The following is a 23,541-nucleotide window of genomic DNA, read 5'->3' as shown; positions in this document are numbered from 1 at the left end:
ACAAGTACCCTCCGACCTTGGTCCAGCGACGATCAGCGGGGGCGAACATAGCAGCATCATCGGACAATCGGTGAGGACTCGACATCCGCTTCTGCCGCGAGTCGCGCGCTCATGCCGATGAGCGGACGGTCCAGTTTGCGGTTTCACAGCTACGTTGGCGCCGAGTTCACGACGCCTGCGCATTTTCCGTCACCCCGCGGGCCGACCGCCATCTGGTCTGCTCCTCGAACGGGCATCCGGAGGGCTTGGTGGTGCGGTCTACAGCGACATGCGAGCGCCGCGGCGCCACACGTGGCGCAGATTCAAGGTGTCGCTGATCGTGGTGGTGGGGTCGCCGTCAACGAGGAGCAGGTCGGCCCGCAGGCCCTCCGCGATCCGGCCACGGTCGTCGAGGCCGAAGCGGCGCGCCGGGGTGCTGGTCGCCGCGCGCAGGGCCGCCACCGGCGTGAGCCCCGCACGGACGAGGTACTGCAGCTCGTGGTGCACGCTGGCGCCGTGAGCCATGCCGCCGAGGAACGGCAGCGGCAGTGACACGTCAGTACCGACGATGATGTCGGCGCCGGCGTCGTGCAGCGCCTTGACGGAGGCGAGCACGTCTGCCAACCGGCCCTGCGGGTAGCGGTTGAAGCTGCTGCGCAGTGTCGACAGCCACGCCTCGTCGAGGCGCGAGCGCACGCGCGGGTCCTCGGCGAACTCGGCGCCGGTGATGCCCATCATGGAGGCGTTCAATACGACGCAGGGGACCACGAACGCGCCGGACCGTACGATGCGTTCGACGATCTCGCCGGTTTGCGGCCGGTCCATGAACAGGTGGGCCAGGCCGTCGATGCCCGCCTCGATCGCCATCCGCGTGGCGTCGACGGTCAGCGCGTGCGCGACGGTCAGCATCCCGTGCCGGTGCGCCTCGGCGACGCCCGCGTCCAACGTCGCCTGGTCGAGCATGGGCAGACCGGGGTGGCCCTCGACGGTACCGTCGTCGATCATGAATTTGATGTAGTCCGAACCCGCCGCGATGAGCTTCGGGATGAAGGCGGCCGCCTCCTCGGGCGTGGTGGAGAACGGCATGAGGGGACGCGCGCGCTCGGCAGCCGGGGCATGGTCGCCGCCGGGGCGGGTGCCCTCGGGTTCGTGGCCGGCAGCCGCTCCGCCGCCGGGGCGGAATCCCTCTGGGAACAGCTCGCTGGGGTGCCCGCCGGGCGGGGTGATGCCGAACCCGGCCGAGCGGATGTCGGCGACGGCGTCGTTCTCGGTGATGTGCGTGCGGTTGTGCCTGGTGTTGGTGCCCTGCATCTCCAGCTCGGTCGTGACACCGAACCGCAGCGCCAGCGCGGATGTCCCTTCGCCCGAGTGGACGTGCGCGTCGAACAGCCCGGGCAGCAGCGTGCCGCCCTGGCCGTCGACGACCTCCGCGCCGGCGGGGACGGCGCCGCCGACCGTGACGATGCGGGAGCCGTCGACGACGACGGTGGTCTGGTCGAGCACGCGGTCTCCGTCGAACACACGGGCGTTGGTGATCGCGGTGGTCATGGTCGGTCCAATCTGTCGGACGAGGAAGGCCTGCCGCCCTACGTTAGATGACAACCCACAGATATGTGCAACTCGTCATGTAGTTGTTGAGTATCACACAATGCCGTACCCTGAAGGCGTGGCACCCGATTCCCGATCGGCCGACGACGCGTACCTGAACTCGGTCGGTGCGGCGTTCGCGCAGCTTCGGCGGCGCACGCACCTGCTCAAACACCTCGACCCGCCGGTCGAGCGGAAAGACCTGTCCAGAAACCTGATCATCAACATCGTCGACGAGGCCGACGGGGAGGTGACCGTCGGCGGCGTCGCCGAGCAGCTCGGCATCGACCCGTCGGCCGCCAGCCGGATGGTCTCCGACCTGATCACCCACGGCTACCTGGAGCGCCTGGCGTCCCAGCGCGACGGCCGGCGTACCATCTTGCGCCTCACCCCGCAGGGCGTCGCGCTGCGCAACCGCTTCCGCAGCCAGCACCGGCAGGCATTCGAGTACATCACCCGGGACTGGCCCGAGCACGAGCGGCTCGAGTTCGCCCGCCTGCTGCTCAAGTACGCCGAAGCGACCAGCGCCCTGGACTCCGGCCCAGACCCGCGACAGTGACCCTGGACTGGGCAGAATTCCCGGACGGGCTCCCAGATTGACGCACGGTCGGCGGCAGCGACGTAGTCCGGCCCGGCTCAAGCCCAGCGCAAGAGTTCAGCGACGAGCTGCTCCCCGTCGGGATGTGCCTGGCGGTAGGCCGACCGCATCTTCGCGGATCGGCGTCTGCAAGGCGGCGACGCGTGCGGCGTCTTCGCGTGAGCCACCGAACCGGGCCTGCCCCCGCAACCAAGCGGGGAAGCCGCTGGGATCAACGGCGGCGGTGCGGCCGGGCGCGGACCGGCGTTGGGTGTCGGCACACCACGTAGGACGAGCTCTGTTGCATCGCGTCGACCCACGCGTCGGCCTCACGGATGCGGACTTCTCGCTCGTCCGCCGATGGATCACTGGCAGATGGCGGATTCGCCAGTGCCTGTCACGCTCGTCAGCGGCACGAACCACCGATCCGAACGGGCAGAACGCCCGGGGGCGGTTCCCACACCATCACCCCCGCACTCTTCTGCCGCGATCCGGGAGTTGATATGCCGATGACAGCGCTGACGACCACGACGCGGGAATCGCACCACACCGCCCTTTGACTCGGCTTTCGTGAGGGTGAGGCAGAGTCCAACCGGACTACGGGGCTTCGCGGTGAGGCCGGTCAAGCTTGGAACGCCCGAATCGCGAGTGCGGCGAAACGTCGGGAGGCGGCAAGGCGGGCGTTTGTCGATGTGGCGTGCAGGCCGCCGTTGGCCATCAGCATGAGGATGAGGTCGTCCAGGACGAAGTCGGGCCGCAGGCGGCCGCTGTCCTTGGCACGGCGCGCGAGCTCGGCGAGCGAGGTGAGCGCCTGTTCGCGCACCGCGGCGAGATCCATGGCGTGGGGGAAGGCCGAGGTGAACGCCGTGGTGAAGCCCCGGTTTCGTGCGTGCAGCTCACAAAGCTTCTCGATCACGAGGCACAGGCCGTGCCACGGATCCGGATCGGCGAGCCCCTCCTCGACGATGGCATGGCACGCATACATCTGCTCTGTGAAAGCCTCGGTGGCCAGCGCCTGCTTGGTGGGGAAGCGCCGGTACAGGGTGGCGGGGCCGACCCCGGCGCGCCGGGCTATCTCGCGCATCGGCACGTCCATGCCTTCGGCGGCGAACAGTGCCCGAGCCGCGTCGAGGATGCGGTCGCGGTTGTCCAGCGCGTCCGAACGCAGCGTCTGAGGCAAACGACCCATCACTCTCTCACTTTAGCTAAACGGACGTCGGCGTCCGTTAGCGTCCAAGCAACCAGGGGTCGCTTAACGGCGGCTTTGATTGAGCTCACGAAAAGGGACAACAGTGAAGGCAGTTGCGATCGAGGAGTTCGGGGGTCCCGATGGACTGGCAGTCACCAACATCCCTGCACCGGCTCCCGCTCGGGGACAAGTGTTGATCGTCAATGAGGCGATCGGCGTCGGAGGTGTCGACGTCATGATCCGAAGCGGTGCTCTCGCCGCCTACGGCTTCCGGAAGGGTCATGTCCCAGGCGGCGAGGTGGCGGGGACGGTGACCGCGGTGGGCGAGGGCGTCGACCCCGTATGGGTCGGGCAGCGCGTGTGGGCGTTCACCGGTACGGGCGGCGGCTACGTCGAGCAGGCGATCGCGCCGATCGGAGAGGTCCTGACCCTCCCGGCGAGCCTTTCCGCTGTCGACGCCGTGACGCTCGGGAGCTCCGGGGTCGTGGCCCACTTCGGTCTCGCCCATGCTCACTTCTCTCCGGGCGAGACCGTGCTGGTACGCGGCGCGGCCGGCAGCATCGGGATCATGACGGTCCAGCTCGCGGCTCGCGGTGGTGCCAGCGCCGTGGCAGTCACCACCTCCTCCCCTGAGCGTGGCCGTCGACTGCGCGACCTCGGTGCGACCCACGTGCTGGACCGCTCAGGAGCAGGAGGGCCGGACGATCCCCCGGGCTACGACGTCATCATCGACGTCGTAGCAGGTGAAGACATGCCTTCGTTCTTCGACAGGCTCAACCCCAACGGTCGACTCGTGGTTGTCGGGGCAGTCGGGGGCCAGCCGCCGGCAGACTTCGGCACGAGGGTGATGGCCGCATTCCAGAAGTCGATGTCCTTCGCCACCTTCAGCGCCGCGACGGTAGCGGAGTCCGCTCGACGTGCCGTGAGGATGGAGCAGTTCGCTGCCGCGGATCGTGGCGAGCTCCAGATGGTGGTGCACGAGGTGCTGCCGCTGGAGCACGCCGTGCTGGCACACCAGAAGATGGACGCTGGCGAGGTCTTCGGGAGGATCGTCCTGACCCCGTAGTCACCTGATCGCGACAGATCACGATTCGGCTCGCGCAGCACGATGTCCCGGGGCCTGTCGTCCAAGCGCACTCATCTGCCGCCGTGCGCGGAAACGCGCGACGATGCCGCAGACGCTCCATCATGCTGCTGTTTCTATGCCCTCGCTGCTGTCGGTGCCGTCTGGCAGACTGCCGCCATGCTTGATCACTTGTCGATTCAGTGCGGAGACCTCGTCAAGAGCGCGGCCTTCTACGACGCTGTTCTGGCGCCGCTCGGCGGCCGACGGATCATGGAATTCGGTCCAGTCATCGGATACGGCGTTGACCGCCCCACGTTCTGGATTGGCCGGCAGTCGACCGGCGACGGTTTCCGCGAGTCGCACATCGCTTTCGCGGCAACCGACCGCCAGTTGGTCGATGCCTTCTTCGCCGCGGCCATCGGCGCCGGCGCGGAGGTCCTGCATGAGCCGCGAGTCTGGCCGGAGTACCACCCGGACTACTACGGCGCCTTCGTACGCGATCCCGACGGCAACAACGTCGAGGCAGTCTGCCACCAATCCCGCTGAACTCACCGCTTCATCCACGCTCCGGAGCACGCATGCGCGTCCCACCGAACATGCCCTCTTCTGCCGCGAGTCGCGCGCTCATGCCGAGATGTGGATGCTCTAACCGCGCCGCAGAAGGCGGCGCAGTTGGGGAGGAGCAGGCTGTCGAGCTCATGTATAGCCGCAGTTCAAGAGGTATCCCCGTAGCGTGATGGATGCACCCCTTAAAAGGGCCAACGCACGCGAGCGAGGGAGTCTCGCGGAGGTTGCTCTACAGCAACGCATACAGCAACGCCCCCTTACACGATCACACGCCACCGGCCCGCATCTACCGCCTGACCGGGCAGAGATGCTCCTGACGACGCATCTGCCCTTTCCTTGTAAACAGAAGGTCTGGGGTTCGATTCCCCAAGGCGGCTCCAAGGTCGAAGGCCCCTCGCGATCACCGCAGGGGCCTTTGGAGTATGCCCGGCATGCGTAATCGCCCGAGCCAGGCGAAGGGCCGTCAGACGGGTAACGCGATTCACTCGTGATGAGCTGATGAGTCGTTGGCCAGTGCCGCTCGCCAGTCGTTGAACTGGGATCAGAGCAACTGGACCTTGGGCTCAGTCAAGCCGTACGCGAGGAATTCGCCGTCCGGGTAGAGCTCCAGGGCGGAGAGCACTTGGGCAAAGACGGCGGGCTCGGAGACGCTGAGCCGTACGAACTGGGGGCTGTCGACGTCAACCTTGATCGCCAGGCCGTGTTCGATATTGGCGTCGCAGATCTCGCGCCGCCCTCGGAGAAGTCGTCGCGCACGCTGGAGGTGAACAGGTCGATGTCCTCGCTGGCCGCTCCAAACACGCCGTGAGCTTGTACGGCGTAGCCGCCCGCCAGGGCGAACCCGTGATCGGCGGCTGCCGTCAGGGCGATGCCAGCCAGACGACGGTGGAAGTCGTCCATCAGGCGGCTTGACGCTGCAGCTCGGGGAATCGGTCGAGCCACAGGGCGCGGACGCGTGGGGGTAGGACCAGTTCTGCCCAGAGCTTGCGCAGGAGCGAGGCGTTGAGGAAGCGTCGCAGGTCGTCAGGAGTGGCTTTCCCGGATCACCCGGATGTACAGCAGTCGCGCATCGGCGATCTGGTCCAGGTGGTAGCGGCGCTCCGGCCCCCAATCGAGATGTCTGGGCAGCATGATGACGCCCTCGACTGGCCCGGTGAGCTCTTCCAGAGTCGCTTGAACGACGTAAGGGCGGAGCGCTCCGTATCCCCTGGCGTCCATGCCTCCAATGTGATCGATTCAGCGCTGATCGTCAGGTCGATCATGCTAACGCGGTTGCTAACAACAGCCTTGGACAGGCATGGACGGTGCCGGAGCGACGCACCTGTGAAAAGGAGGCTGAGACGGGCGCATGGACAGCCGTGGACGGCGGCGGACAACCGTGATCTCACTTGTGAACAGAAGGTCTGGGTTCGATTCCCCAAGGCGGCTCTCGTGTGAAGGCCCCTGACCAGGAGTTCCGCGGTCAGGGGCCTTCCGGTCAGGCGTTGACTTCCAGGGCCACCCGCACCGCGGACTCCAGGGCGCCCTCGATCCAGGAGTGCTTGAGCGAGGTGTGCTCGCCGGCGAAGTGGAGGGGGCCTTCGGCTGTGGCGATGTTCGGGTGGATCTCGGTCATCTGGCCGGGCGTGAAGACCGCGGCCTCGCCGAAGGCGTATCGGTTGCGCATCCAGCTCTGGGTCTGGCCGTGGCCGGTGTAGAACTCCGCTATCCGGTCGCCGTGCACCTCCTGGAGCCCGCGCAGGGCGTAGCCGTACCGCTCGTCGTCGTCCATGGAGTCCCAGCGGGTGGCGTCGTCCGCCCACGAGTAACTGGCCAGCACAACCCCGCCCTCGCTGCCCGGGATCCGGTGTGAGGGGAAGTAGATGAACCGGTTGGCGTTGTCACAGACCGATCCGCCGCCCGCCACATGGGTCACCGGCCCGGGACGGTAGCCGGCGCCCAGCTCGCGCTTCCAGTCCTCCTCGGTGAACTCCCACCACCGCTTGCGGAACTCGAGGAGCACCTTGGTGGCCGAGTCGTAGTGCAGCTCGATCACCGCCCGCCGCTTGGGGTAGGAGAGAGCCGGCGCGATCTCGACGTGGCGCAGCGCGGAGAACGGAACCGTGATGATCGCGACATCGCCCTCGAACGTCTCACGTCGCACCTGCGGCGCGAACCTCGACTCGGTGCTGCCCGTCTCGCTGACCGTCGAGACGCGCACGCCCCGGCCGGAGGTGTCGATCCGTACGGCCCGGCGGTCCATGTGCAGGTCGTCTCGAAGGGCGGGCTCCAGCTTGTACGGCAGCTCCCGGCTGCCTCCGGCCATCTCCCAGTAGCTGACCGCCGGATTGACCAGGCTGCGGGTGAGGAACGTGTGCATGAACGACAGCGGCAGCCGGGAGGTCAGGTTCTCCAGGGTGCCGATGGCGTCGATCGCCTCGTCGCCGAGCTTGGCGTGCTCCTTCAGGTAGCCGTACATCGAGTAGCCGTCGAAGTCGTACAGCAACCGGGCCCAGCCCTCGATCAGCTCCGGCAGCGGCTTGTCGATCCGCCCTCCGGACTTCGCGATGGAGATGTAGTCCCTGGCGGGGTCGAGCGCCTCATCGAGGATCTGGGCGGCGGTCCTGCCGTCCTTCAGGCCGAACGAGGCGTTGATCTTACGCGGGTTGGCGGCGTACTCGTCGCGCCGCCGCGTGATGCCGTTGACGTGGATGAAGGTGTGGTTCATGCGTTCAGGAGCCGTGAACGACCCCTTTGACGGGCCGGAACGCCAGACCTCTCCCTTCCGCGAGGTGTAGACGACCGGTGGGATCGGTCCGCTGGGCACGGCCCCGGGCGACACGTCGACGTTGTAGAACGGGCGGCGGGTGATCCCGAGCTTGTCGATCAGCGCCAGCGTCAGCGGGTGGAAGTCCGGAATGCGCATCGCCCCCGCTTCGGCGTACTGAAGCCGGTCGCTGAACCCGGTCTGGAAGGTCTTGATCCGGCCGCCGATCCGGTTGCCGTTGGCCTCGATGAGCGTGACCCGGTGCCCGGCCTGTTTCAGCAGAGTCGCGGCCACGAGACCGGAGATCCCCGCTCCCACGATCAGGACCCTCTTGGGCGTGCGGGACTTCGGCAGGCCCTTGTCGATGAGGATCTGGAGATACCTGTGCTTCAGGTCGGTCCCATCCTCCTCGACGAGCAGGAGGTCGCGCGCCACCCGCAGACACGTTTGCCAGCGCTCTCCTCCGTACGGCTCCCGCGCCGCCGACGCGAGAGCCGTACCCGATGCGGCGCCGAGGGCGGGGCTCATCACCGATCCCACGGCGCCCAGGCCGGCCAGTTTCGCGAACCCACGCCGGTCGATTGTGACCACGAACTCTCCTCCTCCGAGACGGTTACGGGAGGCAGTTTCGGAGCAGCCCTCACCAGGCGCGGCGCGACGCGCCAAGGACGAGCAAATGGTGTACCAAGCAATCGTCAAGGGCGCCGCAGATTTCCGGATAAGTCGCGCTGGTCGGCGAGGAGAGCGGGCCGGACGCCGTCGGGTCGTAGCGTCGCCACAGCTCGGCCACTCTGGCGCCGGTCGCCCCCGGGTACATGCGCGCGCGAACGCGGCGCCGCGCGCCGTACGGCCGGGGCCGTCGAGACCAGATGAATTCTCTCCCGGCCATAACCGGCCATTAAGGATTGACTGGTGATGGGCTTCCGATCTAGAGTCACTGGCATATCGTAACTAGGCAGTGATGACCGAGGTGTGATGTCCACCTTCCCCAAGCTGGCGCGGCAGATGTGGCACCAGATTGAGCCGGTGCACGCGGCCTTGTACTTCTCTCACCAGGCCTTCGACGAGGCCAAACAACTCGGCTACGACATCGGGTCGCGCTGGCCCAGCTACTTCGCCTGGCGTACGGCACCGCTCGGCGCGGCCGGGCCCAAGCTGGTCGCCGCCACCTACTACAGCTTCAGCCCCAGCATGATCGCCGAGCACGTGCCGGGTATCTGGGCCACGGCACGGCCCGAGCAGGTGCTCGACGCGCGGCTGCGGGCGATGGATCGGACCTTTCGGACCTTTCTCGGCGAGAGACTCGCCATGCCGGAGATCGCCGAAGCCGCCAAGCTGGCCGTAAGAGCCGCCGAGAGCGCCGGGGTCGCCCATCGGCCGCTGGCCGCCGCCAACCTCGACCTGCCCTGGCCCGATGAGCCGCATCTCGCGCTGTGGCAGGCGTACACCGTGCTGCGTGAGCACAGAGGCGACGGCCACCTGGCCGCTCTGGCGACCGCGAATCTGGACGCGTGTGAGGCCTTGGTCTCTTTCGCCGCTGTCGGCGCCGCCCCGGCGGAGAACTTCGCGGGACGCGGCTGGAACGCCGACGAATGGGCGGCCGCCCGTGACCGGCTGGCCTCCCGTGGCCTCGTCGACGCGGACGGTGTCGCCACCTCGGCGGGCCTGGCACTGCGTGACCAGGTCGAGCGGACCACCGACGAGCTCGCGGCCGGGCCATGGCGTGCCCTCGGACCCGAGCTGGCCGAACGGCTCACCCAGCTCAACCAGCCTCTCCTGGGAGCGGTGTTCGAGTCGGGAATCCTGCCCATGGTCAGCACACTGGGCATCGGAACCGTACGAACGCCCGAATGAGGCCGCGCCGGCCCTCATGGAGCAGGCCGGCCGAGGTCTGGGACGCCGGGAAGTCACTCATGGCCGTCATGCCGCGCCACCATCGCTCAGCTCTCGCGTGCGGCGCAGCAACGCGGCACGCCTGAAATGAGCCCGTACGGCGAGCAGGACGGCTACCGCGACGAAAGCGGCCCCGGCCGCGAGAGCGACGGCGAGAGTGACGCCGGAGCCTCGTTGGACGGCGACCGTCACAGTGAAGACCGTTGTCACAACCGAGGCTGCCAGGGCGAGCCAAGCGGCGATCACCCGGTCCAGGGCGAACAGCGGCGCTCGCCGCGTGATCGCCCAGCCTCCGTATCCGGCCCAGGCCAGGCAGAACACCGTGAAGAAATACTTCCCGAGTCGAGTCGAGTCCGCTCCGCCGGCGCTCGATCGAGCGGCGCGAGAAGGTCGCGCCCTGACGCGCGGGCCCACACGGTCCGGCGGGCGCGCGCCCGCGATCAGCCTGGTACGTCGCTCGACCGGGATGTGCTCGGCGGCGCGTGCCACATCGGGCCCGGCCGCCGGGCACTCATTCGTCCATGAGCGCTACCCAGTCATTGACCAATTTCGCCAGCGCTGCTTTGTTGGCCTCTATCTCGGCCATGGAGTGGAACTTGGTGTAAGCCCTTCCCTTGGGGCCCTTCTCCAGCAGGCCGGAGTCGTTGGTCAGCAGCTCACCCTTGTGCCAGATTATGGGCACGTAGTTCTTGACCCTCGGATTGATGGAGGCCATGTCCTCTTTGTAGTAGAAAGAGGGGCCTCCCCACTTGATGTCTTCTTCTATTCCGGGACTCGCTCCCATGATGATGGCCCGGACGGCTTCGATCTCCGCTTTGAACGGATGATCGAGCTTGCTCATAAAGTCGTCTACCTTTTCGGTGTTAATCACGCTGTGGATGTTAAGTCACTACGGCAAAGGGCGCAACATTCCAACGTGCTCTTCGCGGGGCGCCACGCGGCCGAGGGGCAGGTGACGATCTACTCGCCGTGCCGCCGAAGGGCGGGCCTCGACCAGGTGCTTTACCGGGGCGCCGGTACCGTGATGAGACTTGATTAGCGGTGCGAGAAAGGGGGAGCCGTCGATGTCGGATGCCGAGGCGGTGGTGGACCGTTTGATGGCCGCGCTCAATGATCGCGATCTTGAAGCGGTCGTCCGCTGCTACAGCCCGAAGGCCGTCGCCGTCGGGCCGCAGGGGGTGGCCGAGGGTCGCGACGAGATCGCCGCCTACCACGCGCAAGTCTGGGAAGCCTTTCCCAAGGTGTCCGGGATGATCTGGAAAAAGAACACATTCGACGACCTGGTGGTAGTCGAGTTGTCCAGCACGGTCACGCACACGGGACCATTCCTGCTGCCCTCCGGAGAGATGCTGGAGCCGACCGGTAGGAGCACCAGCATGCGATCTTGCTGGGTTTTCACGGTGGAAGACGATCTCGTCGCCACCCAGCGCGTCTATTTCGACCAGTGGGAGCTCTACTCCCAACTCGGCGCCAAGCTGCACTCGCCCGAAGTGTGATCGGCATTCTGCCGGGCGGCGGGGTGCACCCGGCCGTGACGTGGCGGTTGAGATCGTCTTTGCGTGCCCCTTGATAGCGTGGCTCCATGCGTGAGGGGGGCCATCGCGATGTATGATCTCCGAGAGGTCGCCGATCGAATGTTCGGCGCCCTGAACGATCACGACCTCGGCGCTCTGGCGCGATGCCTGGATCCGTATGCCGTCTATGTCGCTTCCGGCGGCATGGCGGAGGGGCGTGAGCAGATCGTCTCCTTCTTCGAATACCTGTTCAGCGCCTTTCCCGATTTGCGGTTCAGGATTTCGACCAGGGCGGTCGCCGGTGACCTCGCCATCACGGAATGGACGCTGACGGCGACGCACAAGGGTGACTTCCTGACGCCGGACGGTCAGACGATCCAGGCGACCGGCCGTCACATCACGCTCCGGGGGTGCAGCGTGAGCGAGGTGGAGAACGGCCTGATCGTCAACCACCGCGCCTATTTCAACGCGCTCGACGAATACGCCCAGCTCGGCCTCCGCCTCATTCCCTAACCCGGCGGCTGAGGCGGCGCCTTGCTCAGTCGTTCTTGAAGGGGTCGTGCTCGGCCAGCAGCTTGTCGAGCCTGGCCTGGTCGACCCTGCTGACGACGGCGGTCTCCTCCTGCCGGTCCCGGACGCACTTGGCCAGTGTGAAAGCCGAGGTCACCACGTACAGCAGGCCGATGGCCAGGAACGAGCGAACCCACGCTGTCACCGGGAGGTAGGCGATGCCCAGTGCCAGGGCGGCGAGGGACAGTCCGAACGAGATGACGGCTTGCGCGTAGAACGCTGTTGTCGTTGTGGTTTTCACCGGTCGAGTCATGTGTCCCATCGTCGGCGCCGTCACGGCCCGCGTCCTGAGCGCGACTACTTAAGTTACCCATGAGTACGGCTCCGCCCTCAGCGTGCGCGACGTGCTCACCTGGTACGAACATCTGGCGGACCGGATAGTGGAAGCGGCCCGTGACGTGGCAGTGCGGTCACATAATGAAAACCGATGAACGCGGAGAGTGACCGTCCCGTCGACGTCAGCATCCTTGTGCCGGCGCCTGACTGCCGCGCGCACGCCGACCGCCCTCCCCACCTCGGCTGCCGCGAGAATCCCGACTGCCGGGACAGTCTCGACTGCCGGGCGAATCTGGACCGATGCCTCACGTCTCTGCTGGTCCAGCGGGTGAGCAAGGAGATCATCGTCGTGGACGGCGGCTCGTCCGGCGGCATCAGGGCGCTCCTCGATCTTTACGCCGCATATCACCCGAGCATGATCAGGGTGATCGAGGAGGATCACCGGGGCACCGCGAGCAGGCCGCGCAACCGCGCCCTCGCGGAGGCGAAGGGCCGGTACGTCTTCTTCTGCGACGCCGCCGGTTTCGTCGGTCCGGAAGCGCTGCGGCGGATGGTCGCGATGGCCGACAGGAACGGCTCCGGCATCGTCCTCGGCCGGATCGCCGCGCAGCCCGGCGATCGGTCCGCACGCCCGCGGGACTTCCCCTTCCACGAGGACGCCGACCGGGTGACCTTGGGTGGCGCCTTACGCGGCGGCGCCGCCTACGACGTCCTCACCTGCTTCGCGCTCTTCCGCCGGGCCATGCTGGAGCGGCACCGGATCCGGTTCGACGAGAGCCTCCGGACCGGCGAGGACATGGTCTTCGCCGCCCACGCCTACTGCCATGCCTACTGCGACGCCGGCGTGCTGTCCGTGGTCGCCGACCAGGACTGCTACCACCTCCCCTCCCGCCCCCGCCGGGACCCGCTCGCCTTCCTGCGGGCCGTACGCACCGCGATGGAGCTGATGGCGCGGCATGTCCCGCCTGGACCGCTCCGAGATCGCCTGCTCCTCCGGCACTTCAAGCTCGACGTCTTCCCGGAACTCCGCGCGCCGTTTCTGGCCGCCGACGAGGCGACCCGCGAGAAGATCGCCATCGAGGTCGCCGACCTGTGCTCCCAGTGGCTCACCCAGGGAGTGCTCGACCGCCTGGACGCCGCCGACCGGCTCCGGGCCGCGGCGCCGCGCGACCTCACCCGGCTGGTACGGCTGGCCGGCGTCCAGACGGCCTCGCTCCGCCATCGCCTGACGGCCCTGGAGTGGGACGGCGACCGCCTCGCCGTCTCCGGATCCATCGCGCTCACCGGGTTCCCGGGAGAGGCGGGCCTCGTGTTGCGGGAGCGGACGTCCCGGGAGGAGCGGCCCGCGGCCGTCACCAGCGTCGCCGACCTGTTCAGCGTGGCCCTTGAGGTGACCTCGCTCCCGGCCGGCGTGTGGGACGTCCACGCCGCCGTTCACTGCGAGGGCGTCCGGCGGTTGGCGCGGCTGGGGTCCGAACGCGACCCGGGGGTGCGGCCGCCCCCTCCGCGCTTCGCGTCCGGCGTCGTCGTCGTGCCCTTTCTCACCCGATCGCACGGCAACCTCAGCCTCGATGTCGGCGGCCGCCTCCTCCGCGTCCCCGGTTCCGTACGGCTGACGCGCGCCGAGTGGGCCGGGCGGAGGCTGCGCGTCGAGGGCCAGGTGCACGTGGGTGACGCGCCGGGTGCGGCAGCCGTACGGCATCTCGTCTGGCGGGAGCGGGCGTCGGGGCGGGAGCGGCGCGCGGCCGTGACGGCGACGGGGCCGCACACGTTCACGGCGGAGACCGGCGGGTTCGACGCCGGGACGTGGGACGCCTACCTGGAGCTCGACGTGGGCGGTCCGCCCGCCCGGTTCCCCGTCAAGGTTGGCGGCCCCGAGACGCTCGGGCGCACCATGCGGTGGTGGCGCGGCCTCGTCCGGTGGACCGCCCGCCCGTACGCCACAGCCGTCAACCGGCGTCTCAGCACGTCGGTCCGTGCGGCCACGCCTCTCACGCTCCTCCGGCGGATGTTCCGCCAGCTGCGCCGCCGCTAGATGCGAACTATTTGCAACTACAACTTCATGTCCTAAGGTTGGGGACAGATTCACCCAGTTCGGAGGGGCTTGCTGTGCATGTACCCGATGGGTTCTTCGACGTTCCCGTCTCCGTCGGCGCGGGGGCCTTCGCGGCCGCCGGGATGGCCGTCTGCCTGAAGCGCGCCCAGCGCGAGCTCGACGACAGGACCGCCCCCATGGCCGGTCTCGTGGCCGCGTTCATCTTCGCCGTCCAGATGCTCAACTTCCCCGTCGCGGCCGGCACCAGCGGTCACCTGCTCGGAGGGGCGTTGGCCGCGATCCTCGTGGGGCCCTACACAGCCGTGTTGTGCGTGGCCGTCGTGCTGATCGTGCAGGCGTTCTTCTTCGCCGACGGCGGGCTCACCGCGCTGGGCGTGAACATCACGCTCATGGCGATCGTCACCACGGTCGTCGGCTGGGCCGTCTTCCGCCTGATCACCGGGAGCGGGATCCGCCGGAGCGGCCCGCGCGGCCGTACCGCCGTGGTCGCGGGGTCGTTCGCTGCCGCCGTGGTGTCCGTGCCCGCGGCCGCCCTCTGCTTCACGGGGCTGTTCTGGCTCGGCGGCACCGCGCCGATCGAGGTGTCCTCCGTGGCCGCGGCGATGGGCGGCGTGCACGTCCTGATCGGCCTGGGCGAGGCGCTGATCACCGCGCTCACCGTCAGCAGTGTGCTGGCCGTACGCCCTGACCTGGTGTACGGCGCGCGGGGCCTGGCTGCGCCGCTGGTGCTCAGGACGGCCGACGGCGAGATCCCGGTCGAGGAGCCCGCTGCCGCGCCGAGGCGGGGGCTGCGGCCGATCCTGGTCGGCGGCGGCCTGGTCGCCCTCCTGCTCGCCGGGGTCGTCTCGTTCTACGCCTCCAGCGCGCCGGACGGGCTCAACAAGGTGGCCGCCGACAAGGGGTTCAACGCGCACGAGAAGCCGAGCGAGCTGGGGAACGGCCCGCTGGCCGGTTACAGCGTCAAGGGGGTCGGCGACGAGCGGCTGTCGGGGGGCCTCGCGGGAGTCGCGGGCGTGGGCCTGACGGTCGCCGCCGGAGGCGGGATCTTCTACACGGTCCGGCGCAGGCAGCGGCACAAGGTCGCGGCGTGAGCCACGCAGGGGTGGGTCACCGGTGAGCGCGGGGCATCATCACCAGCTCTACCGGCCGGGGGACACGCTCGTGCACCGGCTTCCGCCGCAGTGCAAGCTGCTGGCCGCGGCGGGCTTCGCGGTGGCGGTGGTCGCGACGCCGCGCGAGAGCTTCTGGGCGTTCGGGGTCTACGCGTCGCTGCTCGCGGGCGTGGCGGTGGCCGCGCACGTCCCGGCGGCCTTCATCCTGCGGCGCATGGTGATCGAGGTGCCCTTCGTGCTGTTCGCGGTGGCGATCCCGATCATCGGCCTGGGGGAGCGGGTGGACGTGCTCGGCGTGTCCCTGAGCCTCGAGGGCCTGTGGGCGGCGTGGAACGTGCTGGCCAAGGCCACCCTCGGAGTGATCGCCTCGATCCTGCTGGCGGCCACCACGGAGCCCCGGATGATGCTGCTGGGCGCGGAGCGGCTCCGGCTGCCGCGGCTGCTCGTGCAGATCGCGACGTTCATGCTCCGCTACATGGATGTGATCCTCGACCAGATGCGCCGGATGCGGATCGCCCGGGAATCGCGGGGATTCGTGCCCAGGGACATCCGGCAGGCGCCCGTGCTGGCGAAGTCTGCGGGCGCGCTGTTCATCAGGTCGTACGAACGGGGGGAGCGGGTGCATCTCGCGATGCTGAGCCGTGGCTACACCGGCGAGATGCCGATGATCCGGGAGCTGCCCGCGTCCGCACGGCAGTGGGGGGCCGCCGCGCTCCTTCCCGGCCTCGCGGCGGCGACGGCCGTGCTGTCGTGGAGCCTCACATGACCGCCACGTCGCTGAAGGTCAGCAGCCTCGCCTACGCCTATCCCGACGGGACGCAGGCGCTGTTCGGCGTGGACCTGACCATCGGACGGGGGGAGCGGGTCGCGCTCCTGGGGCCGAACGGCGCGGGGAAGACCACGCTGGTCATGCACCTCAACGGCATCCTCACCGCCGGTCACGGCTCCGTCGAGGTGGCCGGGCTGCCCGTGCGCGAGGACACGCTGCGGGAGATCCGCCGGCGGGTGGGGCTGGTGTTCCAGGACCCCGACGACCAGCTCTTCATGCCGACTGTGCGGGAGGACGTCGCGTTCGGCCCGGCCAACCTGGGCGTGCGGGGGGCGGAGCTCGACCGGAGGGTGAAGGACGCGCTGGAGCGGGTCGGCATGCTGGAGGCGGTCGACCGGCCGCCGCACCACCTGTCGTTCGGCCAGCGGCGGCGCGTGGCGGTGGCCACCGTGCTGGCCATGGAGCCGGAGATCCTCGTGCTGGACGAGCCGTCGTCCAATCTCGACCCCGCGTCGCGCCGCGAGCTCGCCGAGATCCTGAGAAGTCTGGACGTGACGGTGCTGATGGTCACGCATGACCTGCCGTACGCGCTGGAGCTGTGCGAGCGCTCGCTGATCCTCTCCGGCGGGGTGATCGCGGCCGACGGGCCCACGCGATCCCTGCTCGCCGACGAGGAGCTCTTGGCCGCCCACCGGCTGGAGTTGCCGTACGGCTTCGCCGTATCCGCTCATTGACGCCCGCTCATCGAGGGTGATGCGCAAGTAAAGTGGACCTCGCGGAGGAGGTTCGACGATGAAGCTGCGGCTCGCGCGCCGTTCGCTCTCGGGCGCCGTCGTCGTGGCGGTCGAAGGCGAGCTCGACCTTTTCACCGCTCCCTTCCTGCGTGACGAGGTGCGTGACGCCATCACGAACGACGGCGCGACGCTGGTCCTCGACCTCGCCTCCCTGTCGTTCATGGACTCCAGCGGCCTCAGCGTGCTCATCGAGGCGTGGCGGCTCGCCACGAGCGAGGGCGGCGGCGTCTGCCTGGCCGCGCCGCAGGCGCCCGTGGCCCGCATCCTCCGCACGACCGGTCTTGACCGGCGCATCAGGGTCTACCCCGATGTCGACACCGCGATTTTGAACCACCCCGAGTAGAACTTCATTCGGTTGTGGCGTTAAGGTCCGGCTATGGACCTGAACGGAGCAGCAGCAATCATCTCGGGCGGTGCCAGCGGCCTCGGTGAGGCCACGGCCCGTGAGCTGGCGAGCGTCGGCGCGACCGTGGTCATCGCCGACCTGAACGTAGAGCGCGGCAAGGCCCTCGCCGACGAGCTTGGCGGCGTGTTCGCGCAGACCGACGTGTCCGACGAGGCCTCGGTGCAGGCCGCCGTGGACGCGGCGGTGGCCACCGGCAAGCCGTTGCGCGCCGTCGTCAACAGCGCGGGCATCGGATGGGCGTCCCGGACCGTCAACCGCGACGGCTCCCCGCACGACCTGGCCTCCTACCGCAAGGTGATCGACGTCAACCTGATCGGCACGTTCAACCTCATGCGGATCGGCGCGGCCGCGATGGCGAAGACCGAGCCGGCCGACGCCGACGGCGCGCGTGGCGTGGTCATCAACACCGCCTCGGTGGCGGGCATCGAGGGCCAGACCGGCCAAGTGGCGTACTCGGCGTCCAAGGGCGGCATCATCGGCATGACCCTTCCGGCCGCCCGCGACCTCGCGGCGATCGGCGTCCGCGTCCTGACGATCGCCCCCGGCATCATCGACACCCCGATCTACGGCTCCGGCCCCGAGTCCGAGGCGTTCAAGGCCAAGCTGGCCGCGCCCGTGCCGTTCCCCAAGCGGATGGGCCGCGCGTCGGAGTTCGGCCACCTCGTCCGCGCGCTGATCGAGAACGACTACATGAACGGCGAGGTCATCCGCTTCGACGGCGGCATCCGCTTCCAGCCCAAGTGAGGTCAAGTGTCTGACGAGGTTCTTCTATCGGTGGACGGCGGCGTCGCCGTCACCACGATCAACCGGCCGCAGGCCAGGAACGCGATCAACGGCGCCGTGGCGCGCGGCATCGCCGCCGCCCTGGACGAGCTGGACGAGCGCGAGGACGTGTCGGTCATCGTCCTCACGGGCGCGGGCGGCACGTTCTCCGCGGGCATGGACCTGAAGGGCTTCCTCAACGGCGACATTCCCGTCGTCGAGGGCCGCGGGCTCGGCGGGCTGACCGAGGCCCCGCCGCTGAAGCCGCTCATCGCCGCGATCGAGGGCTATGCCCTCGCGGGCGGCTTCGAGCTGGCCCTCGCGTGCGACATCGTCGTCGCCTCCGAGGAGGCCAGGTTCGGCCTGCCGGAGCCCAAGCGCGGCCTGGTGGCCGGCGCGGGCGGGATCATGCGGCTGCCGCGCCGCATTCCGTACCACGTGGCCATGGAGATCGCCCTGACCGGAGACCACTACCCCGCGTCCCGGCTCTACGAGCTGGGGCTGGTCAACCGGATCACACCCGCGGGGGAGGCCCTCGACGGGGCCCTCGCCATGGCCCGCGCGATCGCGGCGAACGCCCCTCTGGCGCTCGCGGCGACCAAGAAGGTGATCGTGGAGTCCGCCGACTGGCCACGGGAGGAGATGTTCGCGAAGCAGGGAGCGATCATCAACCCGGTCTTCGGCTCGAAGGACGCCATGGAGGGCGCGGCGGCCTTCGCCGAGAAGCGCGCGCCCGTCTGGAAGGGCGAGTGACGGATCGCCTCCATCCCCCGCGAGAGGCGCCCACAGCTCGCCTCTCGCGGGGGATCCCGCAAGGAATGATCGGGAGGGATCTGGGCAGAGCGACCGTCCGTGACCGCGAGTGCGTACGGTAAAGCCATGAACGATTCCGGGACCGGGCTTCCCCCATCCGGCCGGTCGCTGCGGGATCGCACGGCCAGGCTCCTGAGTGGGGCACTGGGCAGCGCGATCGTGATGATCGTCCTTGTCTCGGCCATGTGGGCGATCGAGGTCGTCGACTATGTCGAGGACGGACACCTCGACCGCTACGGGATCGTCGCGCACGAGCCGGACGGCCTGGCCGGGATCCTCTTCGCCCCGTTCCTGCACGCCGGGTTCGCGCACCTGATGGCCAACTCGGTGCCGCTGCTGATCCTCGGCTTCCTGGCGGCCATCCGGGGGATCGGGCGGTTCCTCGCCGCGAGCCTTCTCATCATCGTGGTGAGCGGTCTCGGCGTCTGGTTCACCAGCCCGCCCAACACGCTGACAGTGGGCGCGAGCGGCCTCGTCTTCGGATATTTCGGTTATGTCGTAGCTCGGGGGCTGTTCGATCGCCGGGCCCTCGACATTTTGCTCGGCGTGGTCGTCGCCGTGCTCTACTACTCGATTCTCTGGGGAGCCCTGCCGAGCCAGCCGGGGATCTCCTGGCAGGGGCATCTCTTCGGCCTCATCGGCGGCGTCCTCGCCGCCTGGCTGCTGCGCCGCCGCAAGCCCTCCTGACGGACCCTGCACCGCCGTACGGCAGGCCAGGACCCGTCCGAGAAGAAAACCACAGGCCCGCGCCGCGATGCGGCACGGGCCTGCTCAGCCGTACGGCGGGGCGGTTCTAGAGCCGCTCGACCACGTAGTCGACGCAGGTCGTCAGCGCCTCGATGTCGGCCGGGTCGATGGCCGGGAACATCGCGACGCGGAGCTGGTTGCGGCCCAGCTTGCGGTAGGGCTCGGTGTCCACGATGCCGTTGGCCCGCAGGACCTTGGCGACCGCCGCGGCGTCCACGGAGTCGTCGAAGTCGATGGTGCCGACGACGTTGGAGCGCTGCGCCGGGTCGGCGACGAACGGCGTGGTGTAGGACGTCTTCTCGGCCCACGTGTACAGCCGCGAGGCGGAGTCGGCCGTGCGGGCCGTCGTCCACGCCAGGCCGCCCTGGGAGTTCATCCAGTCGAGCTGGTCGGCCAGCAGGAACAGCGTGGCGACCGCGGGGGTGTTGTAGGTCTGGTCCTTCGACGAGTTGTCGATCGCCGTCGGGAGGCTGAAGAACTCGGGGACGAACCGGCCGCTTTCCGCGATCTCGGACACCCGGGCCAGGGCCTTGGGCGAGAACAGCGCGAGCCAGAGGCCGCCGTCTGAGGCGAAGCTCTTCTGGGGCGCGAAGTAGTAGACGTCGAACTCCTCGGCCGAGACCGGCAGGCCGCCCGCGCCGCTCGTCGCGTCGACCAGGACCAGCGAGTCGTCCTCGACGACCCGCTTGATCGGCATGGCCACGCCGGTCGAGGTCTCGTTGTGGGTCAGGGCGTAGACGTCCACGCCCTCCTCGGCCACCGGAAGCGGGTGGCTGCCCACCTCGGACTTGATGACGGTCGGCTCGCCGAGCCAGGGCGCCTTCTTCGCGACCGTGGCGAACTTGGACGAGAACTCGCCGAAGTTGAGGTGCTGCGACCGCTCCCGGATCAACCCGAAGGAGGCGATGTCCCAGAACGCCGTGGTGCCGCCGTTGCCGAGCACGACCTCGTACCCCTCGGGGAGGGAGAACAGGTCGGTCAGCCCCGCGCGAACCCGGCCGACCAGGTTCTTGACGGGCTTCTGGCGGTGGGACGTGCCCATCAGGCTCGCGCCGGACTCGGCGAGCGCGGCGAGCTGCTCGGGGCGTACCTTCGAGGGCCCGCAGCCGAAACGGCCGTCGGCGGGCTTGATGTCAGCGGGAATCACGATGTCAGCCACGTGGTCCAGCGTAGTAACCCCGGAGGGTGGTCCCGACCCGGGTCCGCCATGTGAGATATGCGAGATCTATAGCGAACGCGCGATTCGGGATGCCACCCTGAGATCTTCACAAGGAACCCGCTCTCCGATCAGTTTTCAGAGGGATCCCCGCATTGGCCGATCTGCACGGCGTCATCGAGGGACTGGTCCGCAGGCCGTTTTTCTGGCGAGCGGACGCGCCACTGCCCATCGTCGTCATCACCGGTGAGACCGACCACGCTTTCGAGGTCGCCAAGCGGCTCGCCGCGCCGTTCGAGGACTCGCTCCCGCACGCTTCGGTCAGATCGGGAGAGCACGAGACTCTTGGCGATCTCGTCTCGGCCCTGGCGGGGGAGCAGGGGCAGCTCGGCAAGCCGGTGGGCGGGTCGTTCCTGCCCGCGCCGCGCTTCCCGCTCGTTCAGTTCGTTTTGTGGGCCCGGCGCCAGCGCGCCGAGCGGCCGGCGGCGGACGCCGCGGAGACCTCCTTCAAGCGGTGGCCGCCGGATCCGCAATCGCGCAAGGGCCAGGAGGAGTTCAAGGAGCGGCTCAAGGCCTGGCGGAGGGGCCGGTACGGCGGGGACCGGGGACGCAGGACGGCCGTCGACTTCATCGGGCGGGCGGCCTACACCTGGGTGCCGCTGGGGACCGTGGCCGCGTGGTGGTTCGGAGGGCCGTCGGACCTCGTCGGCCTGCTCCCCTGGGTGCTCGGCGTGCTCGTGGCCACTTTGGGCACCGGGGTCCAGTCGTTGCTCTCCATCCGGGGGTCGCTCTTCAACCGGTGGTTCAGGCGACAGCCGTACCTGCCTCGCAAGCGCTTCGAACGCCTCCCGAAGTACGCGCTCCGCCTGGCCGACGCGAGCGAGGCGGACATCGACCGGCTGCTGGTCCACGCCATGTGCCAGGACCTCCATCAGGCGTACAAGAGGTGGCCCATCCCCTGGCCGAGCTGGGGCCGCGGCCTGTACGGCCTGCTGGTCCTGGAGGCGAGGAAGCCGGGAGAGGCCAACGAGAGGTTCCTGCGGATCCTGGAGGAGACCACAGAGGAGACAGGGCTGCTGGCCCCGGTTCTCGTGCTGGCCGCGACGCCGCAGGCGCTCGCCGCCGAGCGGCCGCCGGCGCCGCCGCTGGAGCTGGGACGACTCCCGAAGGTGGTCGATGGATGGCGGGAGGCGGTCCGGCGGCGGGTGCCCCGCCTCAGGCTGGTCGTCGACGCGGCCGGGACCCCGCCCGGGGACGACTACCGGTTGAGGCTCTTCCCGAGCGTGGCGCGGGCGATCGGCTACTGGTCCGTGGTGGCGCTGCTGCTCGTCGGTCCCGCCGTGTGGCTTATCCGGAACCAGCAGGACATCGACGCGCACTGCGGCGGCCTCCCCTGGGTCGAGCGGATCGGCGCGGAATGCATCGGCATCGTCAACGCCACGGGACCCGCCCCCGAAGGCCTGTTCGGCGGCCCGGTCACAAAGTTGGTCAAGCAGATCGATCAGAACAACACCGTCGCCAGGAACTCCGGGGCCTACGTCAGCGTGGTCCTCTTCGGAGAGTTCTCGATCAACAACCCGTCGCCGGAGGACCCCCGGTTCGCGGGCGCCCTTGCCGAGCTGACGGCCATGGAGGAGTACCAGCGCGCGGTCACCAGCACCCCCCGCCTTCAGATTCTGATCGCGAACTCCGGCGAGGACTTCGGCCAGGGGCGACGCGACGCCGAGCTGATCAGCGGCCTCGGAGAACAGGATCCGCACGTGGTCGGCGTGGTGGGCTTCCCACGGAGCGTGGAGGGGGTGGAGCAGGGGATCGGGGTGCTGCACGCGGCGAAGATCCCGATGGTCGGGACCACCGCCACCGCCGACCGCTTCGGATACGTCCAGGACGGCTCGATCCACGTCAGCGGCGGCAACCGCCTCCCGGGCTATCCGTCTCCCTACTACTTCCATGTGGGCCCGACGAACTTCAGAGAGGCGACGCTGGCCGCCAGGTTCGCCCGGCACGACCTCCTGTCCGGCGTGGCGTCCCCGTCAGCGGTGATCATCCGGGACGGGTCGCCCGGTGACGAGTACACGAACAACCTGGCCGACGACTTCACTGTGGCGCTGAGCGCGGAGCACATCAGGCTCCACGACCCCGTGTACTACAGCGTCCAGGGAGGAGGCATCACCAAGGCCACCCAGGACGCGTGCAGGAGCAATGCGGATCTGTACTTCTACGCCGGCCGCGCCCCGGAGTTCCTCGACTTCCTGCGGGCGGTCGAGGGCGAGTCGTGCGGTCCGGACAAGGTGAAGGTCCTCGCGGGCGACGACGTCATCAAGGTGGTCGCCGACCACGGCGGGCAGATCCAGGGCCTGAAGCGGGTCGAGGTCTACTACTCGGCCCTGGCGAGCCGGGAGCTGTGGCGGACGGGGCCGACACCGACCGGGTTCATCCTGGGTCTGCTGCAGGGCAGGCTCAGCAAGGCGTCGGAGGACAATCTCATCCTCACCTACGATGCCGTCAGCGTCTTCTATCAGGCGGCGAGCACCGCCTATCGCTCGGGCACGCTGCCCAGCAAGGGGGACATCCTCTACGAGCTCGCCCGCATCTCCGGGAGCTCGGCGTGGAACGGTTCGAGCGGGGTGATCGACTTCGCCGACACGGAAAGACACGACCCCGTCGACAAGGTCATCGCGATCATGAAGGTGGCCGACTCCAAGTCGGGGAGCTCCGTCCCCAGGGTCCGCTGCGGGCGGCTGAGAGTCGAGGAGAGGTCAGAGGTGAACCCCCTCTGCAAAGATCTCCCGGACGCCCCCGTGCGGACGCCGCGCCCGAGCGGCACGGCCCCCGAGACGGCCCGCCGGACCGGCACGGCCTCGGAAACGGCGCGCCGGACCGGCACGGCCTCGGAAACGGCCCGCTCCGGGGAGCGGGCCGTCGATTCGGCAGGATGACGTCAGGCCTGCGCCGAGGGTGG

24 protein-coding genes are annotated in these 23,541 nt (G+C 68.9%); 16 read left to right on the top strand and 8 right to left on the bottom strand.

Annotation, left to right across the window (positions count from 1 at the left end; all coding sequences use genetic code 11):
* Window positions 1-258 precede the first annotated feature (258 nt).
* The gene (locus tag ABH927_RS11510; RefSeq protein WP_370020649.1) at window positions 259-1,527 is read right to left on the bottom strand and encodes an amidohydrolase family protein; all 1,269 of its coding nucleotides are present in this window, start codon (window positions 1,525-1,527) and stop codon (window positions 259-261) included.
* Window positions 1,528-1,645: 118 nt separating this feature from the next.
* On the opposite strand from ABH927_RS11510, the gene ABH927_RS11505 reads away from it, so the two are divergent.
* The gene (locus ABH927_RS11505; protein WP_370020647.1) at window positions 1,646-2,125 is read left to right on the top strand and encodes a MarR family winged helix-turn-helix transcriptional regulator; all 480 of its coding nucleotides are present in this window, start codon (window positions 1,646-1,648) and stop codon (window positions 2,123-2,125) included.
* Window positions 2,126-2,765: 640 nt separating this feature from the next.
* On the opposite strand, the gene ABH927_RS11500 is transcribed toward ABH927_RS11505, so the two are convergent.
* A complete protein-coding gene (locus tag ABH927_RS11500) occupies window positions 2,766-3,332 on the bottom strand; it encodes a TetR/AcrR family transcriptional regulator (RefSeq protein ID WP_370020645.1) in 567 nt (188 codons plus the stop codon).
* A gap of 103 nt (window positions 3,333-3,435) precedes the next feature.
* Between ABH927_RS11500 and ABH927_RS11495 the strand changes: the two genes are divergently transcribed.
* From ABH927_RS11495 to ABH927_RS11485, 3 genes are all read left to right on the top strand, one after another.
* Complete coding sequence (locus ABH927_RS11495; RefSeq protein ID WP_370020643.1) at window positions 3,436-4,398, top strand: zinc-dependent alcohol dehydrogenase family protein; 963 nt, start codon at window positions 3,436-3,438, stop codon at window positions 4,396-4,398.
* Window positions 4,399-4,575: 177 nt separating this feature from the next.
* Complete coding sequence (locus ABH927_RS11490; RefSeq protein WP_370020641.1) at window positions 4,576-4,944, top strand: VOC family protein; 369 nt, start codon at window positions 4,576-4,578, stop codon at window positions 4,942-4,944.
* 643 nt (window positions 4,945-5,587) lie between these two features.
* The gene (locus tag ABH927_RS11485; protein WP_370020639.1) at window positions 5,588-5,773 is read left to right on the top strand and encodes a hypothetical protein; all 186 of its coding nucleotides are present in this window, start codon (window positions 5,588-5,590) and stop codon (window positions 5,771-5,773) included.
* A gap of 215 nt (window positions 5,774-5,988) precedes the next feature.
* On the opposite strand, the gene ABH927_RS11480 is transcribed toward ABH927_RS11485, so the two are convergent.
* Both ABH927_RS11480 and ABH927_RS11475 read right to left on the bottom strand, forming a co-directional pair.
* Window positions 5,989-6,183, bottom strand: a complete 195-nt coding sequence (locus ABH927_RS11480; protein WP_370020637.1) for a hypothetical protein — start codon at window positions 6,181-6,183, stop codon at window positions 5,989-5,991.
* A gap of 259 nt (window positions 6,184-6,442) precedes the next feature.
* Complete coding sequence (locus ABH927_RS11475; protein WP_370020635.1) at window positions 6,443-8,302, bottom strand: FAD-dependent oxidoreductase; 1,860 nt, start codon at window positions 8,300-8,302, stop codon at window positions 6,443-6,445.
* 384 nt (window positions 8,303-8,686) lie between these two features.
* On the opposite strand from ABH927_RS11475, the gene ABH927_RS11470 reads away from it, so the two are divergent.
* Window positions 8,687-9,565: an SCO6745 family protein gene (locus ABH927_RS11470; protein WP_370020633.1), complete on the top strand. Its 879-nt coding sequence runs from the start codon at window positions 8,687-8,689 to the stop codon at window positions 9,563-9,565.
* Window positions 9,566-9,631: 66 nt separating this feature from the next.
* Here the strand turns inward: ABH927_RS11470 and ABH927_RS11465 are convergent, their stop codons facing one another.
* Together ABH927_RS11465 and ABH927_RS11460 are read right to left on the bottom strand one after the other, a co-directional pair.
* Entirely contained in the window at window positions 9,632-9,925 is a 294-nt protein-coding gene (locus ABH927_RS11465; RefSeq protein WP_370020631.1) for a hypothetical protein, read from the bottom strand.
* A gap of 190 nt (window positions 9,926-10,115) precedes the next feature.
* Complete coding sequence (locus ABH927_RS11460; RefSeq protein ID WP_370020629.1) at window positions 10,116-10,475, bottom strand: DUF1801 domain-containing protein; 360 nt, start codon at window positions 10,473-10,475, stop codon at window positions 10,116-10,118.
* A gap of 193 nt (window positions 10,476-10,668) precedes the next feature.
* On the opposite strand from ABH927_RS11460, the gene ABH927_RS11455 reads away from it, so the two are divergent.
* Window positions 10,669-11,100 carry a nuclear transport factor 2 family protein gene (locus ABH927_RS11455; protein WP_370020627.1) on the top strand — a complete coding sequence of 144 codons (432 nt, stop codon included), beginning with the start codon at window positions 10,669-10,671 and terminating at the stop codon, window positions 11,098-11,100.
* A gap of 108 nt (window positions 11,101-11,208) precedes the next feature.
* Window positions 11,209-11,631, top strand: coding sequence for an ester cyclase (locus ABH927_RS11450; RefSeq protein ID WP_370020625.1), 423 nt, complete (start codon window positions 11,209-11,211; stop codon window positions 11,629-11,631).
* 25 nt (window positions 11,632-11,656) lie between these two features.
* On the opposite strand, the gene ABH927_RS11445 is transcribed toward ABH927_RS11450, so the two are convergent.
* The gene (locus tag ABH927_RS11445) at window positions 11,657-11,941 is read right to left on the bottom strand and encodes a YiaA/YiaB family inner membrane protein (protein WP_370020623.1); all 285 of its coding nucleotides are present in this window, start codon (window positions 11,939-11,941) and stop codon (window positions 11,657-11,659) included.
* 174 nt (window positions 11,942-12,115) lie between these two features.
* Here ABH927_RS11445 and ABH927_RS11440 point away from each other — a divergent pair, with 174 nt between their 5' ends.
* The 8 genes from ABH927_RS11440 (at window position 12,116) to ABH927_RS11405 (ending at window position 19,363) form a co-directional block, all read left to right on the top strand.
* Complete coding sequence (locus ABH927_RS11440) at window positions 12,116-13,999, top strand: glycosyltransferase family 2 protein (protein ID WP_370020621.1); 1,884 nt, start codon at window positions 12,116-12,118, stop codon at window positions 13,997-13,999.
* 74 nt (window positions 14,000-14,073) lie between these two features.
* Complete coding sequence (locus ABH927_RS11435; RefSeq protein WP_370020619.1) at window positions 14,074-15,111, top strand: energy-coupling factor ABC transporter permease; 1,038 nt, start codon at window positions 14,074-14,076, stop codon at window positions 15,109-15,111.
* 22 nt (window positions 15,112-15,133) lie between these two features.
* Window positions 15,134-15,898 carry a cobalt ECF transporter T component CbiQ gene (gene cbiQ / locus ABH927_RS11430; RefSeq protein ID WP_370020618.1) on the top strand — a complete coding sequence of 255 codons (765 nt, stop codon included), beginning with the start codon at window positions 15,134-15,136 and terminating at the stop codon, window positions 15,896-15,898.
* Window positions 15,895-16,635 (top strand): energy-coupling factor ABC transporter ATP-binding protein, encoded by a 741-nt coding sequence (locus tag ABH927_RS11425; RefSeq protein ID WP_370020616.1) that lies wholly within the window; start codon window positions 15,895-15,897, stop codon window positions 16,633-16,635. The genes cbiQ and ABH927_RS11425 overlap by 4 nt, the downstream gene beginning before the upstream one ends.
* A gap of 58 nt (window positions 16,636-16,693) precedes the next feature.
* Window positions 16,694-17,038: an anti-sigma factor antagonist gene (locus ABH927_RS11420; protein ID WP_370020613.1), complete on the top strand. Its 345-nt coding sequence runs from the start codon at window positions 16,694-16,696 to the stop codon at window positions 17,036-17,038.
* Window positions 17,039-17,071: 33 nt separating this feature from the next.
* On the top strand, window positions 17,072-17,845 hold the full coding sequence (locus ABH927_RS11415) for an SDR family NAD(P)-dependent oxidoreductase (protein WP_370020611.1): 774 nt from the start codon (window positions 17,072-17,074) through the stop codon (window positions 17,843-17,845).
* A gap of 6 nt (window positions 17,846-17,851) precedes the next feature.
* On the top strand, window positions 17,852-18,616 hold the full coding sequence (locus ABH927_RS11410) for a crotonase/enoyl-CoA hydratase family protein (RefSeq protein WP_370020609.1): 765 nt from the start codon (window positions 17,852-17,854) through the stop codon (window positions 18,614-18,616).
* 126 nt (window positions 18,617-18,742) lie between these two features.
* Window positions 18,743-19,363: a rhomboid family intramembrane serine protease gene (locus tag ABH927_RS11405; RefSeq protein ID WP_370020607.1), complete on the top strand. Its 621-nt coding sequence runs from the start codon at window positions 18,743-18,745 to the stop codon at window positions 19,361-19,363.
* Between the two features lie 106 nt (window positions 19,364-19,469).
* Here the strand turns inward: ABH927_RS11405 and serC are convergent, their stop codons facing one another.
* Window positions 19,470-20,582, bottom strand: a complete 1,113-nt coding sequence (gene serC / locus ABH927_RS11400) for a phosphoserine transaminase (RefSeq protein ID WP_370020605.1) — start codon at window positions 20,580-20,582, stop codon at window positions 19,470-19,472.
* Window positions 20,583-20,734: 152 nt separating this feature from the next.
* On the opposite strand from serC, the gene ABH927_RS11395 reads away from it, so the two are divergent.
* On the top strand, window positions 20,735-23,518 hold the full coding sequence (locus tag ABH927_RS11395; RefSeq protein WP_370020603.1) for a hypothetical protein: 2,784 nt from the start codon (window positions 20,735-20,737) through the stop codon (window positions 23,516-23,518).
* The last annotated feature ends 23 nt before the right edge of the window (window positions 23,519-23,541 follow it).

This window comes from Planotetraspora sp. GP83, assembly GCF_041262585.1.
Lineage (GTDB): Bacteria > Actinomycetota > Actinomycetes > Streptosporangiales > Streptosporangiaceae > JAOEGB01.
Note: the sequence above shows the minus strand (reverse complement) of the source record. Positions and strands in the feature narration are given on the sequence as shown.

What these genes read in the sequence shown, in the direction of transcription:
- ABH927_RS11510 (WP_370020649.1), bottom strand. Translation starts at nt 1,527, where the DNA reads ATGACCACCGCGATCACCAACGCCCGTGTGTTCGACGGAGACCGCGTG.
- ABH927_RS11500 (WP_370020645.1), bottom strand. Translation starts at nt 3,332, where the DNA reads ATGGGTCGTTTGCCTCAGACGCTGCGTTCGGACGCGCTGGACAACCGC.
- ABH927_RS11490 (WP_370020641.1), top strand. Translation starts at nt 4,576, where the DNA reads ATGCTTGATCACTTGTCGATTCAGTGCGGAGACCTCGTCAAGAGCGCG.
- ABH927_RS11480 (WP_370020637.1), bottom strand. Translation starts at nt 6,183, where the DNA reads ATGGACGCCAGGGGATACGGAGCGCTCCGCCCTTACGTCGTTCAAGCG.
- ABH927_RS11470 (WP_370020633.1), top strand. Translation starts at nt 8,687, where the DNA reads ATGTCCACCTTCCCCAAGCTGGCGCGGCAGATGTGGCACCAGATTGAG.
- ABH927_RS11455 (WP_370020627.1), top strand. Translation starts at nt 10,669, where the DNA reads ATGTCGGATGCCGAGGCGGTGGTGGACCGTTTGATGGCCGCGCTCAAT.
- ABH927_RS11450 (WP_370020625.1), top strand. Translation starts at nt 11,209, where the DNA reads ATGTATGATCTCCGAGAGGTCGCCGATCGAATGTTCGGCGCCCTGAAC.
- ABH927_RS11445 (WP_370020623.1), bottom strand. Translation starts at nt 11,941, where the DNA reads ATGACTCGACCGGTGAAAACCACAACGACAACAGCGTTCTACGCGCAA.
- ABH927_RS11440 (WP_370020621.1), top strand. Translation starts at nt 12,116, where the DNA reads ATGAACGCGGAGAGTGACCGTCCCGTCGACGTCAGCATCCTTGTGCCG.
- ABH927_RS11425 (WP_370020616.1), top strand. Translation starts at nt 15,895, where the DNA reads ATGACCGCCACGTCGCTGAAGGTCAGCAGCCTCGCCTACGCCTATCCC.
- ABH927_RS11420 (WP_370020613.1), top strand. Translation starts at nt 16,694, where the DNA reads ATGAAGCTGCGGCTCGCGCGCCGTTCGCTCTCGGGCGCCGTCGTCGTG.
- ABH927_RS11415 (WP_370020611.1), top strand. Translation starts at nt 17,072, where the DNA reads ATGGACCTGAACGGAGCAGCAGCAATCATCTCGGGCGGTGCCAGCGGC.
- ABH927_RS11405 (WP_370020607.1), top strand. Translation starts at nt 18,743, where the DNA reads ATGAACGATTCCGGGACCGGGCTTCCCCCATCCGGCCGGTCGCTGCGG.